The organism is Kribbella sp. NPDC048837, assembly GCF_055586945.1.
In genome coordinates this window covers 107,554-122,863 of the sequence record NZ_JBVJHF010000011.1, presented here as the reverse complement: position 1 = coordinate 122,863, position 15,310 = coordinate 107,554, and the positions used below count along the sequence as shown (strand labels likewise).

17 protein-coding genes are annotated in these 15,310 nt (G+C 69.1%); 8 read left to right on the top strand and 9 right to left on the bottom strand.

Features of this window, described 5'->3' with window-relative positions:
* The first annotated feature begins 4 nt into the window (after window positions 1-4).
* A complete protein-coding gene (locus tag ACZ6O0_RS39655) occupies window positions 5-2,188 on the top strand; it encodes a glycosyltransferase family 2 protein (RefSeq protein ID WP_465770232.1) in 2,184 nt (727 codons plus the stop codon).
* Here ACZ6O0_RS39655 and ACZ6O0_RS39650 read toward each other — a convergent pair.
* Window positions 2,094-2,573, bottom strand: a complete 480-nt coding sequence (locus ACZ6O0_RS39650) for a GtrA family protein (protein ID WP_465770231.1) — start codon at window positions 2,571-2,573, stop codon at window positions 2,094-2,096. The genes ACZ6O0_RS39655 and ACZ6O0_RS39650 overlap by 95 nt on opposite strands.
* A gap of 158 nt (window positions 2,574-2,731) precedes the next feature.
* Here ACZ6O0_RS39650 and ACZ6O0_RS39645 point away from each other — a divergent pair, with 158 nt between their 5' ends.
* Complete coding sequence (locus tag ACZ6O0_RS39645; protein WP_465770230.1) at window positions 2,732-3,889, top strand: NAD-dependent epimerase/dehydratase family protein; 1,158 nt, start codon at window positions 2,732-2,734, stop codon at window positions 3,887-3,889.
* On the opposite strand, the gene ACZ6O0_RS39640 is transcribed toward ACZ6O0_RS39645, so the two are convergent.
* On the bottom strand, window positions 3,876-4,778 hold the full coding sequence (locus tag ACZ6O0_RS39640) for a LysR family transcriptional regulator (protein ID WP_465770229.1): 903 nt from the start codon (window positions 4,776-4,778) through the stop codon (window positions 3,876-3,878). The two genes, ACZ6O0_RS39645 and ACZ6O0_RS39640, sit on opposite strands and share 14 nt — an antisense overlap.
* A gap of 125 nt (window positions 4,779-4,903) precedes the next feature.
* Between ACZ6O0_RS39640 and ACZ6O0_RS39635 the strand changes: the two genes are divergently transcribed.
* On the top strand, window positions 4,904-6,109 hold the full coding sequence (locus ACZ6O0_RS39635) for an MFS transporter (protein WP_465770228.1): 1,206 nt from the start codon (window positions 4,904-4,906) through the stop codon (window positions 6,107-6,109).
* Here the strand turns inward: ACZ6O0_RS39635 and ACZ6O0_RS39630 are convergent.
* Window positions 6,106-6,828, bottom strand: coding sequence for a methyltransferase domain-containing protein (locus tag ACZ6O0_RS39630; protein WP_465770227.1), 723 nt, complete (start codon window positions 6,826-6,828; stop codon window positions 6,106-6,108). The two genes, ACZ6O0_RS39635 and ACZ6O0_RS39630, sit on opposite strands and share 4 nt — an antisense overlap.
* A gap of 110 nt (window positions 6,829-6,938) precedes the next feature.
* Here ACZ6O0_RS39630 and ACZ6O0_RS39625 point away from each other — a divergent pair, with 110 nt between their 5' ends.
* Window positions 6,939-7,304: a VOC family protein gene (locus ACZ6O0_RS39625; protein WP_465770226.1), complete on the top strand. Its 366-nt coding sequence runs from the start codon at window positions 6,939-6,941 to the stop codon at window positions 7,302-7,304.
* On the opposite strand, the gene ACZ6O0_RS39620 is transcribed toward ACZ6O0_RS39625, so the two are convergent.
* From ACZ6O0_RS39620 to ACZ6O0_RS39610, 3 genes are read right to left on the bottom strand one after another with little or no spacing between them, the layout of a single operon-like run.
* Entirely contained in the window at window positions 7,301-8,302 is a 1,002-nt protein-coding gene (locus ACZ6O0_RS39620; RefSeq protein ID WP_465770225.1) for an alanine racemase, read from the bottom strand. The two genes, ACZ6O0_RS39625 and ACZ6O0_RS39620, sit on opposite strands and share 4 nt — an antisense overlap.
* 4 nt (window positions 8,303-8,306) lie before the next feature.
* Complete coding sequence (locus ACZ6O0_RS39615) at window positions 8,307-9,437, bottom strand: lipid II:glycine glycyltransferase FemX (protein ID WP_465770224.1); 1,131 nt, start codon at window positions 9,435-9,437, stop codon at window positions 8,307-8,309.
* 6 nt (window positions 9,438-9,443) lie between these two features.
* Window positions 9,444-10,235, bottom strand: coding sequence for an SDR family NAD(P)-dependent oxidoreductase (locus ACZ6O0_RS39610; protein ID WP_465770223.1), 792 nt, complete (start codon window positions 10,233-10,235; stop codon window positions 9,444-9,446).
* 240 nt (window positions 10,236-10,475) lie between these two features.
* Between ACZ6O0_RS39610 and ACZ6O0_RS39605 the strand changes: the two genes are divergently transcribed.
* Genes ACZ6O0_RS39605 through ACZ6O0_RS39595 form a run of 3 tightly spaced genes read left to right on the top strand, consistent with a single transcriptional unit; the run spans window position 10,476 to window position 13,008 of the window.
* On the top strand, window positions 10,476-11,045 hold the full coding sequence (locus ACZ6O0_RS39605; RefSeq protein WP_465770222.1) for a TetR/AcrR family transcriptional regulator: 570 nt from the start codon (window positions 10,476-10,478) through the stop codon (window positions 11,043-11,045).
* A 9-nt stretch (window positions 11,046-11,054) separates the two neighbouring features.
* Complete coding sequence (locus ACZ6O0_RS39600) at window positions 11,055-11,771, top strand: SDR family NAD(P)-dependent oxidoreductase (RefSeq protein WP_465770221.1); 717 nt, start codon at window positions 11,055-11,057, stop codon at window positions 11,769-11,771.
* 31 nt (window positions 11,772-11,802) lie between these two features.
* Window positions 11,803-13,008, top strand: coding sequence for an MFS transporter (locus ACZ6O0_RS39595; protein ID WP_465770220.1), 1,206 nt, complete (start codon window positions 11,803-11,805; stop codon window positions 13,006-13,008).
* Here the strand turns inward: ACZ6O0_RS39595 and ACZ6O0_RS39590 are convergent.
* Window positions 12,977-13,513: an NUDIX hydrolase gene (locus ACZ6O0_RS39590; protein WP_465770219.1), complete on the bottom strand. Its 537-nt coding sequence runs from the start codon at window positions 13,511-13,513 to the stop codon at window positions 12,977-12,979. The genes ACZ6O0_RS39595 and ACZ6O0_RS39590 overlap by 32 nt on opposite strands.
* A 35-nt stretch (window positions 13,514-13,548) precedes the next feature.
* On the opposite strand from ACZ6O0_RS39590, the gene ACZ6O0_RS39585 reads away from it, so the two are divergent.
* Window positions 13,549-13,956, top strand: a complete 408-nt coding sequence (locus ACZ6O0_RS39585; protein WP_465770218.1) for a hypothetical protein — start codon at window positions 13,549-13,551, stop codon at window positions 13,954-13,956.
* Here ACZ6O0_RS39585 and ACZ6O0_RS39580 read toward each other — a convergent pair.
* Window positions 13,949-14,752, bottom strand: a complete 804-nt coding sequence (locus ACZ6O0_RS39580) for a deoxyribonuclease IV (RefSeq protein ID WP_465770217.1) — start codon at window positions 14,750-14,752, stop codon at window positions 13,949-13,951. The two genes, ACZ6O0_RS39585 and ACZ6O0_RS39580, sit on opposite strands and share 8 nt — an antisense overlap.
* A 30-nt stretch (window positions 14,753-14,782) precedes the next feature.
* Window positions 14,783-15,283, bottom strand: coding sequence for an Lrp/AsnC family transcriptional regulator (locus tag ACZ6O0_RS39575; protein WP_465770216.1), 501 nt, complete (start codon window positions 15,281-15,283; stop codon window positions 14,783-14,785).
* Between the last annotated feature and the right edge of the window lie 27 nt (window positions 15,284-15,310).

Here is a 15,310-nt window from a genome sequence, read left to right as displayed (position 1 = left end):
CTGGTTGCTCGCAGTCTTCCTGCTGGCGGGCACGGTGCTGCGTGTCCTGGCGACCATCGCCTACCGTCCGGCGATCGTCTACACGGACTCCCAGCAGTACCTCAACAACATGCACAAGCTGAGCCCCGACCAGCTCAACCCGATCGGCTACGACTTCGTCCTGCGCCCTCTGGTCGCCGTCGGCGGCCTCACCTTCGTCGTGATCGTGCAGCACGTGGTCGGACTGCTTCTCGGCATCGCGATCTACGCGCTGGCCCGCCGGCTCACCGTCTACCGCTGGCTGGCCGCGGTGGCGGCCGCACCGATCCTGCTCGACGCCTACCAGGTGCAGATCGAGCAGAACATCATGGCCGAGACCACCTTCGACGTCCTGCTGGTGGCGGTCCTCTGGCTGCTCCTGGGCCGCGGTGCGCCCGGCTGGAAGCGCGCAGCGGCCGCGGGCGTCCTGATCGGTGCGGCGTTCACGGTCCGCGCGATCGGCATGGTCCTGATCGTCGCCGTGGTCCTCTACCTGATCGTGGTCGGCAACGCCTGGCGCAAGCGCCGCCTCCAGGTCGTACGGCGTACTGCCGCGGCCATAGCCGGATTCGCTGTCGTGTTCGCGGCCTATGCGACCTACTACCACGCGGAGACCGGCCGGTGGGGTTTCACCGGCGCCGAGAACCAGGTGCTGTACGGACGGACCGCAGTGGTCGCCAACTGCGCGAAGCTGCCGCTCAACGAGGGCACCAGCCTGTTCTGTCCCAAGGAGCCGCTGGGACAGCGCCTGGGCGTGGACAAGTACGCGCACAACCACTACGGCGATCCGAACTGGCCCGGACCGCTGCCGCCAGGCACCACCAAGCGGCAACTGGCCACGGAGTTCGCGCGGCTGGTCATCCGGCATCAGCCGCTTGATGTCACCTGGGCCGCGCTGAAGGACTTCGCGAAGGGCTTCGCGCCGACGCGGACCACCTCACCGGACGACGTGCCACTCGACCGCTGGCAGTTCCAGCTCACCTATCCGAACCTGCAGGACCCCAACACCGCGAAGGTCGCGCTGAAGTGGGGCGGATCGGAGCCACACGTCACCCACGTGCCGGCCGTGATCCTGCGCGCGTACCAACTGCACGGCGGTTACACCTCTGGGTCGCTGCTCGGGCTCTACGCCCTGATCGCCCTCGCCGCGGTCGCGGGCCTCGGCCGCGCCAAGACATCCGGTCTCAGATCGGCCGCTCTGCTTCCGCTTGCGTCCGGTGTGATCCTGCTGCTGGGTTCGGCCGCGTTCGAGTTCTCCTGGCGCTACCAGCTGCCCGGTCTGGTGTTCTTCCCGCTCGCCGGGGCGATCGGACTGCGGGCGATCCTCGGCAAGGACCAGGCGCGTCCGGCGATGGCCGACTACCCGGACACCGTGGACTCCCTTGCTGTGAAGGACTTCGGGAAGCCCGACTTCGCGCCGGTCGTCGTCGTGATTGCCGCGTACAACGAGGCCGGCGGGATCGGTCAGGTGCTGACCGACATGCCGCGGACCTGCGCCGGTCTACCGGTCGATGTCCTGGTCGTCGTGGACGGCGCCACCGACGACACGGCCGAGATCGCCCGCGAGCACGGGGCTTTCGTCTGTGTTGCCCCGAGCAATCGTGGTCAGGGCGCCGCACTCCGGCTCGGGTACCACCTCGCGGCCGAGGGCGGCGCTCGGTACGTCGTGACGACGGACGCGGACGGGCAGTACGACAACGCCGAGCTCGACGTCCTGCTGCGGCCGATCCTGGACGACGAGGCCGACTTCGTCACCGGGTCACGGCGGCTCGGGGCCGAGGACGCGGACAGCCGGCTGCGGTGGGTCGGCGTCCGGGTGTTCGCCGTACTTGCCTCGGTCCTGACCCGGCGCAAGCTCACGGACACGTCGTTCGGGTTCCGCGCGCTGCGGGCCGAGCTGGCGACCGCGGTGACGTTGCGCGAGCCGCAGTACCAGTCGTCGGAGTTGTTGCTCGGGGCCCTCGCGCTCGGTGCGCGGGTGGTCGAGCTGCCGATGACGATGCGGCGCCGCGGCGACGGGACCAGCAAGAAGGGCCCGGGCCTGGTGTACGGCGCGAACTACGGGCGGGTAATGACTACGACGTGGTTACGGGAGTACGTGCTGCGACGGGGTCGGCGTTCGCGGGCTTGGCGAACACGAACCGATCGAACAGCAAGAACTTCAGGATGAACAGCACGCCGTAGGTGCAGAAGTAGGAGCCCGTCACCAGCAGCGTCTTCCACGCGTGCGAGTCGATGCCCTGGACCAGGTGGCTGGTCACCGTCGTGACGAGTGCCGCGGTGGCCGCCGAGCCGATCACGATGATTGCGTAGGGCAACAGCTGCCCGTCCCGGCCCCAGGCCCAGCGGCGGTTCATCAGGTAGTTCGGCACCGCGCCGGCCAGCCAGGCGACCAGCGTGGCCACGATCGCCGCCGTACCGAACCAGTAACACAGCGCGAACGCGAGCTGGCTGACCACGGTGGCGACTACGGAGGAGGCCGAATATCTCGCCCACAGCAACAATCGGCTCCGGCGCGGGCCGGTTCCGTCTCTGACCTTGGTGAGGAGGCGCATCGCCGCCTATTCTGCACCCCCGCACCGGGCAGGGGCAGTCCGGCGGAGATTCTCAGCCGATTGCCAGCTAATCAGTGGGGCTGATCACGTTACTGGAGCGGGTACTCGGGATAGGAAGGACTGTGACAGCCAATGTCCCACCGGAAGGCGGCCCAGCCGTGCGTGTTCTCGTCCTGGGCGGTGACGGTTACCTAGGGTGGCCGACCGCGCTGCATCTGTCCGACACCGGCCACGACACGGCCGTCCTCGACAACTTCGCCCGCCGCGGCTACGACCGTGAGCTGGGCGTGCAGAGCCTGGTCCCGATCCAGGACCTCGACACCCGGGTGGCGGCGTGGGAGGAGGTCTCCGGCCGGCGGATCCCGGCGTACACCGGGGACCTGCTGGACGCGGGCTTCGTCTACCAGGTGCTGGAGGAGTTCCAGCCGGACGCGATCGTGCACTTCGCCGAGCAGCGGGCGGCGCCGTACTCGATGATCGACCGCGAGCACGCCGTCTACACCCAGCACAACAACGTGGTCGGCACGCTGAACCTGATGTACGCCATCGCCGAGACGAACCCGGACATCCACCTGGTCAAGCTCGGCACGATGGGCGAGTACGGGACGCCGAACATCGACATCGAGGAAGGCTGGCTGGAGGTCGAGCACAACGGGCGCAAGGACCGGATGCTCTACCCGAAGAAGCCGGGCTCGTTCTACCACCTCAGCAAGGTGCACGACTCGCACAACCTCGAGTTCGGCTGCCGGATCTGGGGGATGCGCGTCACCGACCTGAACCAGGGCGTGGTCTACGGGCAGCAGACCGACCAGACCGTGCGGGACCCGCGGCTGGCGACCCGGTTCGACTACGACGCGGTCTTCGGCACGGTCCTCAACCGCTTCGCCATCCAGGCCGTCCTCGGCGAGCCGCTGACGGTGTACGGCGCCGGCGGCCAGACCCGCGGCTTCCTGGACATCCGGGACACCGTGGAGTGCATCCGGCTCGCAGTCGAGAACCCGGCCGACGCCGGTGAGTTCCGGGTCTTCAACCAGATGACCGAGAGCTACTCGGTCGCCCAGCTCGCGGAGAAGGTCGCGGAGTGCTTCCCCGGCCCGGTCCAGGTCGAGCATCTGGAGAACCCGCGGGTCGAGCAGGCGGAGCACTACTACAACGTCAAGCACACCGGCCTGGTCGGCCTCGGCCTGCAGCCGCACCTGCTGTCGGACACCCTGATCGACTCGATGTTCGACATCGTCGCCGCCAACAAGGACCGGGTCGACCCGGCCGCGCTGCTCCCGACCGTCCGCTGGAAGGGCCACCTCAAGCAGCGCTGAGCTTCGACTTCACCAGCTCGGTGAACCGCCGCGCCGCGGGCGTGGCGGCGTGCCCGCTCGGCAGCACCAGATCGACCCGGCGCTCCAGCCGGATCCCTTGCAACGGGACCAGCCGGAGCGCGGCGGTCGACCGCGGGTGCAGCGTGAAGTCCAGTCCCTCCGGTACGAGCGCGACGCCAACGCCGGCCGCGACCAGGTCGAGCGCCATGCTCCACTCGTTCACCACGCACGCGATCGTGCGCTGAATCCCCGCGTCCGCGAAGGCGCGGTCGATCTGTGCCCGGATCGCCCACGCGGGCGGCGCCTCGACGAAGCGCTCGCCGACGAGCCGGTCGAGTGCGACTGCCTTCTCGTCGGCCAAGGGGTGACCCGCCGAGCAGGCCAGCACCAGCGGCTCGGCGAGGAGCGGTACGACGTCGAGTCCGGCGGGCTGTTTGTCGAGCAGGGCCACCAGTGCGCAATCCAAGCCTCCGTCGACGACCAGTTCGACCATCTCCGAGGCAGACAGCTGCTGCACCGACACCTCCACCCGCGGATGTGCCAGCGAGAACTCTGCCAGCCAGCTCGCGACCGGAAGCGTGTGCGCGGTCGACTGCAGTGCTCCGATCCGCAGCTGCCCGGCCAGCACACCGTGGACTTCCTGGACCGTTTGCCGGGCCGCGGCGGCCGCCTCCAGCGTCCGGCGCGCCGCCGGGACCAGTGCCTGCCCTTCGGCGATCAGCCGGATCGGCCTGGTCCCGCGGACGAACAGGAGTGCTCCCACGTCCTTCTCCAGCGCCCGGATCGAGGTCGACAGACCGGACTGCACGATGTGCTCGCGGGCCGCGGCCGTGGTGAAGCTGCGCTCCTCGGCGAGCGCGACGAAGTGCCGCAGGTGCCGTAGTTCCACCTTCGCATTATCTCTGCCGGAGATGAAAAGCATCTGATCCGGTCCCGGCAGAGCTGGTATGAGCGGTCGTGGATGGGTCGTTCGGACTCAGTGAATCTGATTCCACGACGAGAGGCACCACCGAGATGAGTACCGCCCTGAGCGTCGGCAACCGGCACCTGACCGGGTTCTGGTTCGTCGCCGTCGCCTTCCTGACCCTGATGGCGTTCGGCATCGTGCCGACGCCGCTCTGGCCGATCTATCAGGTCAGAGACCACTTCGGGGCCACGACGGTGACCGTCGCCTTCGCCGTGATGGTCGTCGGCGCCGCGGCCAGCTTCCGGTTGCTCGGCCATTTGTCCGATCGGCTCGGCCGGCGTCGGGTGATCCTGCCGGCCCTGCTGACCGGGATCCTGTCCGCCGCGGTCCTCGCGAGCTGGCCGGCCCTGCCCGGCCTGTTGGTCGGCCGGGTCCTGACCGGTGTCGCCGTCGGGCTGATGGCCTCCACCGCGACGGCCTACCTCACCGACCTGCATCGTGAAGCCCGTCCGGATGAAGCCGGGTCGCCGTTCCCCGCACTGGTTGCTACAGCGTCGAACCTGGGTGGTCTCGCGCTCGGCCCGCTGGTCGCGGGAGCTCTCGCCGAATGGGCGCCGGCGCCGGTGCGCACGGCGTACCTGATCTTCGGTGGGTTGATGGTGGTCCTGCTGCTGTTGGTGCTGTCGACTCCGGAGACCGTGGACACCGAGCTGGCCGATCGGGACCGGCCGGTGCGGTTCGCCGTACGGGAAGGGCAGTCGGGTGCGTTCGTCTCGGCCGCCGCGCTCGGGTTCTTCGCGTTCGCGGTGATGGGGTTGTTCTCGTCGCTGGGAGCGATCATCGTGCGCGGGCAGCTGGGGATCACGTCGTACTTCGTTGCCGGGCTGGCGCCGTTCGTCGCGTTCGCGGCGTCCGCGGTCGCCCAGCTCGCGGTCGGCCGGCTCACCCACGCGAAGGTGCTGCTGATCGGCACGCTGCTGTTCCCGGCCGGTCTCGCGCTGACCGCGGTGTCGCTCTACCGGCCCGCGCTCTGGCTGGTCCTGACCGCGGCGACCCTGGCCGGTGCGGGAGCCGGCCTGCTCTTCAAGAGCGCGGTCGCCACGACGGTCGTCGCCGCCGTACCGGCGTCGTGGGCCGGGGTGCTCGCCGCCTTCTTCGTGATCGCGTACGTCGGCATGGGCCTGCCGTCGATCGCCTTCAGCCTGGTGATCCGCCAGTTCGCCCTGCGCCCGTCGATGATCGGGTTCGCCGTCGTCCTGTCCCTCGGCGCCGTATTGGCCGCGACTCAATCGGTGCGGAAGCAGAAGGTCTAGCGGCGTGCTCCGACGAGAAGGGTCGGGATCGCGGCCAGGAATCTGTTCTGGTCGCCTCGGTCCGACTGTTCGGTGAGCCAGACATCGGCGTCCGCCTGGGTGATCAGGGCCTTGTCGACCGCGGCGGCTGCCGCGGCTTCGAGTTGGGCGGCCATCAGGTGGTGGTCCGTCACGACCTCCGTGCGTACGACGACGTCGACGTCGCGGAAGCCCGTGTCGAGGAGGACGTCGCGGAGGCTCCGGACCGCGCGGGGAGCGACCGAGCGCGACTCCAGGCCGAGGAGGACGACGTCGGTCAGGTCCTGGTCGGAGCTGTCGACGAGCAGGAAGCCGAAGTCCTGGCCGCCGAGCACGATCCGTCCGCCGGGCCGGAGCACCCGCCACGCCTCGGCCACGGTCGGGCCCGGGTCCGACAGCAGATGGAAGAGCCGGACCGCGCGATAACCGTCCATCGACTCGTCCTCCAGCGGCAGGTCGTCGGACCGTGCCACGTGAAACATTGCGCCGGGCGCGCGGCCGCGGGCAGCCCCGATCGCCTCGGGGTCGGTGTCCACCCCGGTCACCTTCAGCCCCTTCGCCGCCAGTTCGGCGACCGCGTGGCCGGCGCCGCACGCCACATCCACGCAGGTGGTGCCCCGCTTCAGACCCAGCAACCGGTACGACTCCGCCCGGAGCTCCGCTGCTCCGGGCCGCTCCTCGATCCGTTCCAGAAAGCTCATGGGACCACGCTGCAACTTCAGGTCCACCTGAAGTCAACAACGCCTTGTCACATTCCCGGGGCGCCCTGCGTCAGGCTGGGTGACAGAAACCGAGTGGGAGGAGCGGGATCGTGAAATTCGCGAAGACCATCGTGTACGTCGAGGATGCCAAGGCCTCGATCGAGTTCTTCGAGCGCGCCTTCGGGTGGAAGGGCACGTACTGGGACCAGGGCGCCGGCGAGGTGGACACCGGTGACACCAAGATCGTCTTTGCCACCTACGCCGTCGGCCAGAGCCACCTGGCCACGGTCGCCGCACCCGGTGCGGTCGGCTTCGAGCTCGGGCTGACCAGCGAGGACGTCGAGGGTGACTTCCAGCGGGCGGTCGACGCGGGTGCGGAGCCGATCAAGCCACCGGAGAAGACGCCGTGGGGCCAGGTCTCGTCGTACCTGCGCTGCCCCGACGGCACCGTGATCGACCTGGCCTCGCCGGCCTAGTCCATCGAGACCTTGTCGAAGGTGGTGGTGGTGTAGCGGACGTCGACGCCGACGGTGTCGCCGACCGCGGGCGGTGCGACCGAGGACGGGAGGAAGAGCATGCTGGCCTGCATGTGCGGCGGCTCGGCGAACCAGCGCTGCTTGCCCTCGATGGTGAACGGGGACAGCGCCATCCCGGCCGCGTCAAGGCTGCCCTTCGCCATCGCGATCGCCCGCTGACGGACCGTCGCGGCGGCGGTCGGTGCCTCCAGGCCGACGCCGTGGGCGGTCCCGCCGGACACCACCAGGATGTGGCCGTCCCCGCTGACCCGGCGCTGCCGGTAGCCGACGCGCTCACCGCGGCGGACCGAGTGCACGTCGAGCACGGTCGCCCGGACGGTGAGCGCACCCCGGTCGCCGAGCCACAGGCCGGTGCCCATCCGCAGCTTCACGTTGTCGCCGATGTCGGCCAGCTTCTGCGACGGTACGTGCGACACCCACAGGCTGCCCTTGCGGACGTCGAGCGCCGCCTTGGCCAGCTGCTGGGCTTCCCTCAGGTTGGCCGACGTACCGCCCGCACCCATCGGGAAGTGCAGTGACCAGCCCTCGAACCTGATCCGGTCGAGCGCGTTCAGCAGCATCGTGTGCCGCAGTTCGCGGGCGCCGATCCCGTGCCGCCGCATCGAGGTCATCACCTCGATCAGCACCCGGCTGCCGGCCGGGATCGAGACCAGGTCGGCCAGCCGGCTGACCGTGTGGATCACGTTCTTGCTCTGCGGGACCTCCAGGAACGGCCGCCACGGCGAGAGCACGACGATGTCCTCGCGCGGGTCCGGCGGTACCTCGAAGTACGTGCCGACCGCGACCGTCCGGGCGCCGAGCGCGCGCGACTCGGCGATCAGCCGCTGGTTGCCGAACCCATATCCGTTGCCCTTGGCAACCGGAATGACGTCGGGGTGCCAGGTGGAACGCAGGTGATCACGCCATCGATCGGAATCGACGTGCAGGACTAGGGGCATGGTGTCAACGCCGTCTCATGTAGAGGTCGAATGCGGTGTAGAGCGCCTTGTTCAACGGCAGATCCCACTCACCGACGTACTCGACGGCCTCGCCGCCGGTGCCGACCTTGAACTGGATCAACCCGACGTGCGGGTCGTTCGGGTCCAAGGTGTCGGTGATGCCCCGTAGGTCGTACACGGACGCGCCCGCCGCGAGCGCGTCCGACATCATCCGCCACTGGATCGCGTTCGATCCACGGACGTCTCGCTTGGCGGTCGAGCTGGCTCCGTAGGAGTACCAGGAGTGACCGCCGACCCGGACCCAGATCGTCGACGCGACCAGGTCGCCTTCGTGGTAGGCGTTGTAGATCCGGAAGTCACAGCAGTCGGCGGGCTGGTTCGCCATCGCCGCGTGCATCTTCTCGAAGTACGGCAGCGGGCGCGGCGTGAAGTGGTCCCGCTCCGCGGTCTCGACGTACAACTGGTGGAAGGCCTTCAGGTCCTCGGCGCCACCCTGCGTCACCTCGACGCCGGCCTTCTCCGCCTTCTTGATGTTGCGCCGCCACAACTGGTTCATGCCCTTCAGCAGGTCGTCCTGGCTGCGGCCGGCCAGCGGGACCTGGAACACGTACTGCGGTTGCCCGGCGGCGAACCCCTCGCCGACGCGTGGGGCCTTCCACCCGAGGGTGCGCAGCTGTCCGGTCACGGTCGCGCCGGACGGGTCGATCTCGTCCGGCCGGACGTCGCCGAGCTTCGGCTGCTGACCGCCGGCGATCGCGTCCTTGATCGTCTTCGCGCCCCACCGCCGCGTCGGCACCGGCGGACCCATCCGGACGCCGAACGCGCCCTGTTGCTGCAGGTGCGCGGCCAGTGGACGGAGATAGCGGCCGAGGTCGACGGCGTCCCAGTCGATCACCGGACCCTCGGGCAGGTACGCGAGGTAGCGCTTCACCTTGGGCATCTGGCGGTACAGGACGAGACCCACGCCGAGCAGTTCGCCCGGGTTCGAAGCGTCGTACCAGCCGAGTGACTCCGCCTTCCACTCACTCTTCACCGCCGCCCACCCAGGGGTCTGCAGGAAGCTTGCCGACGGCTGCGTCGCGATGTACGTCGCGTGCTCGTCGGCCGAGATGGTCCGGATGCTCAAGTCACTCACGGTCGGTCAGGTTACCGGCCCGGAGCTTGGAACCGTAGCCGAGCCGGTGCCCTGATCAAACCTGCAGCAGCTTTCGGAGACCTCCCACAAGCGGGTGGCGGCCTCGGGGTCGAGCGCGTAGGCCGCGACACCACTGAATTCGTCACCGGTGTTGGGCAGGGCCTCGTTGTTGTCCTCGAAGTACCGGCCGGTGACACCGTCGATCAGCGGCGACGCGGCGAGCAGCACCGAGGTCGACGCACCCTGTTCGGTGGTCTTCCACTGGAACCTGTCCCAACCCTTCTGTACCTCGGGATCCACGTGCCGCTGCAGCGCGGTCCGGATCGCGCCCGGCATCAGGGCGTTGGTGATGATGCCGTCACTCGCCCAGCGCTTGGCCGCCTCGACGGCGAACAGCACGTTCGCGGTCTTCGACTGACCGTAGGCCTGCCATTCCTCGTACGGGCGGTGCTCGAAGTGGAGGTCGTCCAGATGGACGTCCGAGCGCAGGTGTGCGCTCGAGCTGACCGAGACGATCCGGGCGTCACCGCCCGCGGTCAGGGCGTCGTGCAGCCCGATCGCCAGGCCGAAGTGGCCGAGGTGGTTGGTGGCGAACTGGTGCTCCCATCCCTCCGGCGTGCGGTTGAGCGGCTCGGCCATCACACCGGCGTTGTTCACCAGGATGTGCAACGGCCCGTCCCAGCCGGCCGCGAATGCGCGTACGGACGCGCGGTCGGCCAGCTCGATCGGCGCGACGAAGACGTCGTTCAGGTTCTGTCGGTTGGGTCGGGTAGCGTCTTCACCGGTTGCGATAGCCAAGTAACCAGCAGTTGCATGACCAGCGACAACCACGGCCGGGCGGGTCGTGGCAGCGCGGGGAGCCTTCTTGCGCAGTAAGGCACGGCTGTGAACCGCGAACCTCACCCCTGCAAAGGGGAGGACGTCAACAGGTCTGTCCTGTTCTCCGTAAACCGGAGGATCCTCCGACAATCCCAGCTGTCGGAGGATCCTCCGGTTACCAAGTCCGCTAGGGTCTGAGGAGGCACGGAGGAGGGGGATATGACGGGCACCAGTGAGCGCCCGCTGCGCGCTGACGCCCAGCGCAACCGTGACCAGATCCTGGCCGCGGCGGCCCGCGCCTTCTCCAAGTGCGGCCTCGAGGCGACGCTGGAGGGGATCGCCAAGGACGCGGGCCTCGGCATCGGCACGCTGTACCGGCACTTCCCCACCCGCGAGCTGCTGATCGAGGCGGCGTACCGCAGTGAGCTGGCGGCGGTCTGTGCCGCTGCCCCCGAGTTGCTCGAGAAACTGCCGCCGGCGGACGCGCTCCGGACCTGGATGGACCGCTACATCGACTACATGACCCGCAAGCTCGGCATGGCCGACGCGCTCCGGGCCGTGATCGCCTCCGGCGCCAACCCGTACGCGCAGAGCTTCGAGCTCCTGGTCGGCGCGATCAAACCCTTGCTGGACGCCGGCGTCGCCGCCGGAGACATCCGTCCCGACGTCTCGGCGGACGACGTCCTGGTCAGCCTCAGCGGGATCGCTCTCGCCGCCGGTGCCAAACGCGACCAGGCCGACCGCCTGGTCAACCTCCTCCTGGACGGACTCCGCTACCGGCCTTCGTAGGCTGACCCGGTGCAGAAGGTGGCGTTGGTGACGGGCTCGGCTTCGGGCATCGGTGCGGCGACGGCCCGGCGGCTGGCGGCGGACGGGATGACCGTTGCGGTGCATTCGCGCAGCAGCCGCGAGGCCGGGACCACGCTGGCGGACGAGCTCGGTGGGTCGTACCACCAGGCTGATCTCGCCGACGACGCCGCGGCGGCCGAGTTGGTGCCTCAGGTCGTGGCCGAGCACGGGCGGCTCGACGTACTGGTGAACAACGCGGGGATCAGCTGGCCGGTGCCGCATGCCGAGCTCGACGGCCTGACCGCGGACGACTGGCGGAGGCTGCTCGACGTCAACCTGATCGCGCCTTGGCTGTTGTGTACGGCGGCCCTACCCGCGCTCCGGGAATCGAGCGGATGCATCGTGAACGTCACCAGCCACGCCGGCGTCCGGCCGAAGGGGAGCTCGGTCGCGTACGCCGCCTCGAAGGCCGCGCTGAACCACGTCACCAAGCTGCTGGCGGCCGCACTCGGACCAACGGTCCGGGTCAACGCGGTCGCGCCCGGCCTGGTCGACACACCTCTCACCGCGTCGTGGACCGAGGCCCAGGAGCTGTGGAAAACCGCCAGCCCGATGCGTCGCGCAGCTCAGCCGTCGGACGTCGCCGATCTCATCTCCGCCCTTGTCCACAACACGTATCTGACCGGCGAAGTCGTGATGCTGGATGGCGGTCTCAACCTGCGCTGATTCTGTCGGTGCCGCCTCCTACGATCGCGGGATGTCTTTGGGTCGAGACTTCCACCGGCTGTGGGTCGCTTTCACTGTCAGCGCTGTCGGATCGGCGGTCGGTCTCGGTGCCCTGCCGCTGATCGCCGTACTCGCGCTGGACGCCAGCACGTTCCAGGTGTCGATGCTCGCAGCGCTGTCTGCGATCGGGGCCGTGCTCGGCGTACCGATGGGCGACTTCATCGAGCAGCGGCGGAAGCGGCCGGTGATGATCGCCGCGGATCTGGTCCGGTTCGTCGTACTGATCTCGGTTCCGCTGGCGGCGGCGTTCGGCGCACTGACGTATGTGCAGTTGTGCGTGGTCGGCATCGTGCAGGCCGCCGCGATGATCGCGTTCCAGGCGGCGAGCGGTGCGCACCTGAAGGCGCTGATCCCGGCCGAGGCGCGGGCCGAGGCGAACAGCCGGTTCGAGCAGACCAACTGGATCTCGCTGAGCGTGGGTCCGGCGGTCGGCGGCGCGTTGATCAGTCTGGTCGGTGCGACTGCCACGCTGGCGGTCGACGCGGTCTCGTTCCTGCTGTCGGCGATCGGAGTACGGCGGATCCAGCAGCCCGAGCCGGCGCCGGTCCGGCGGGACGGGAAGGCCGACGCGACGGCCGGGTGGCGGTACATCCTTCGTCATCGCGGGCTGCGCGCACTGTTCTGGAACTCGCAGCTGTTCGGTGGGCCGGTGATGATGACGGTGCCGCTGCTGACCGTGTTCATGTTGCGTGACCTCGGGCTGGCGCCGTGGAGCTATGGGTTGTTCCTCGGCCTGGCGTGTCTGGGTGGCGTGTTGGGTGCGCAGCTGACGCCTCGGCTCACGCGTCGGTACGGACTGCATCGAATGCTCATCGTGTTCGGCGTTCTGCGGGCGCCGTGGCTGCTGCTGTTCCCGTTGGCGCCGCACGGGCTCGGCGGGTTCGTGCTGCTCACCGCGGCCGAGACGTGCCTGTTGGTGGCGTCCGGCGTGTTCAACCCGTCGTTCGCGACGTACCGGATGGATGTGACCGAGGACGGGTTCATGGCCCGGGTGGTCGGCGCGTGGTCGATCAGTTCGCGTTGTGTGCAGCCGGCCTTCATGGCGCTCGGCGGAGTTCTTGCCGCGCTGATCGGGCTCCGGGGCGCCTTGTGGGTCGCGGGTGCGTGCTGTCTGGCGAGTGCCGTCGTACTGCCGTGGCAGGCGGCTAAACCAGTCCCATTGCCTGAGCCAGCCTGACCTGACTGCCCATCGCTCCGCCGTCGGCTTGGGCGTCGAGGTAGGTGGCCGCCTGGTCCGGTGGCAGGACGAGAACCTCGACCACCTGCTCGCCGTCGTCGGGGTTGGTCGGCTGACTGTCGACCACGACGTCCGCGACGACGGTGGCCCAGTAGGAGATCGGGTGCGGCAGATGCGGACGGTACGGCGTGGACCGGCCGTGCTCGGCGCGGTGGGCGCCGAGCCAGGTCAGCGGGCCGGTCAGCCGGGCACCGGCCTCCTCTAGGAGCTCACGGTGGACGAGCTGCTCGATCGTCTCGTCCGGCTCGCGGGTGCCGCCGGGGAGGAAGCGCCAGCCCAGATCGTTGCTGCAGACAACGATTCCGCCGGCGGCCCGGCCGATCACGTGCACGTTGCTGATCAGCTCGTCCGGAGCGCGCTCGGTGGAGTACCGCACGTCGACCTCGCCCCAGGCCCAGTGGTCCGGCGCGAAGAGCTCGGGGAACCGCTCGGGCCAGGTCTGCATGCGCGCCATTGTCTCCCTGCGCTACCGTCGCCCCCATGGCGCCCTCGGAACCGGACCCCGTGCCTGATCCTGAGCGGTCACGCCGTACCACCGTGCGATTGTTCTGGGCCAGCGCGGTACTCACGGCGTTCGTCGCGGTCTTCCAGCTCTCCGGCATCGTCAGCGGCGCCGACGAGTACGACGTACTCGCCTGGGTCGGCGTGGCCGTCGCGGGGCTCTGCCTGCTCGCGTTGATCGCCATCTACAGCGGCTGCGCCCTGAACCGGCTCAGCCTGAACCAGCGCGTGCTGGAGCGGTTCGACCTCTTCCAGGTGACCACGTTGTTGCTGCTGCTCGCGATCGTTGCGGGCGTGCTCGTCCCCACCCGCAACAGCACCGCGCTCGCGCTACTGCTGCCGTGGGGGCTGACCTACTGGCTCCACAACCTGAAGCCGACTACGTGAGGTGTGCGCGCAGGTAGTCGATGTCGGCCTTCTGGCCGTGGTCGGCGTTCGGCGTCTCGACGACGACCGGAGCACCGGCGGCCCGCACGACCGCGACGATGTCGGCCGGGTCGATGTGGCCCTCCTCGAAGTTGCTGTGCCGGTCGGCGCCGGAGCCGAACTCGTCGCGTGAGCCGTTCGCGTGCACCAGGTCGATCCGGCCGGTGATCGCGAGCACCTTCTCGACGATCGTCGGCAGCTCCTCGCCGGCGGCGTGGAAGTGACAGGTGTCGAGGCAGAAGCCGACGTTCTCCAGGCGGTCGTTGCCGGACGACTGGACGGCGTCCCAGAGTCGCGCGATCCGGTCGAGCTGGCGGGCCATCGCGTTCTCCCCGCCGGCCGTGTTCTCGATCAGCAGCGGGACCGGCAGCTCGGCGCGCTCGATGCACTTGCGCCAGTTGTCGAAGCCGGCCTCGGGGTCGTCCTCGTCGCCGACGTGCCCACCGTGCACGATCACGCCCTTGACGGCGATCTCGGCGGCCTTGTCGAGGGTCTGCTGGAGCAGCTTGCGGCTCGGGATCCGGATCCGGTTGTTCGTGTTCGCCACGTTCAGCCGGTACGGGGCGTGCACGTACAGATCAACGCCCGCCGCGGCGGCCCGGTCGCGCAGTGCCTCTTCGCCGTCGGCGTACGCGAGCTTCGGGGCCTTGTAGTCCTGCGGGTTGCCGAGGAAGAACTGCACCAGGTCGGCACCCCGATCGGCCGCCTCGGCCAGCGGGTCTTCCTGGTCGACGTGCGCACCCAGCTTCACAGTCATGACCCCACCCTAGAACCGTCCACCGACACTTCAGGAACCCCATCCCGCCGATCGCGTGACCGGCCGCGTCTCCGCTGCCGGCGGCTGCACGGGCCGCCCTTCGAATTCGGTCGAGAGAACCACGTGGGTGTTCATCTCGCCGTGCTCCCCGAGGCGTTCGAAGAGCCCTTCGAGATGGCGCATGGAGCTGACCCGGACCCGGAGCATCGAGCACGAGTTGCCGCTCAGCTTGTGGATCTCGAGCACCTCGGGGAAGTCCTCGGCGCGCGTGGTCTTCAGCAGGCACCGTCCGGTCGTGCAGCGCATCTGGACGAACGCGGACAGCGGCTGACCGGCCCGGGCCGGGTCCACCTGAGCGCGGTAGCCGGTGATCACACCGGCCTCTTCCAGGCGTCGTACCCGATCTGCGACCGCGGGTGGTGAGAGGTTGACCCGCTTGCCCAGCTGGTTGAACGACAGCCGGCCGTCGGCCTGCAGTGCGGCCAGGATCTGCCAGTCGGTCGCGTCCAGCTCACGCTCCTGAAAGGTCATCTCCCCAGAACACCTTCGACATCGCCT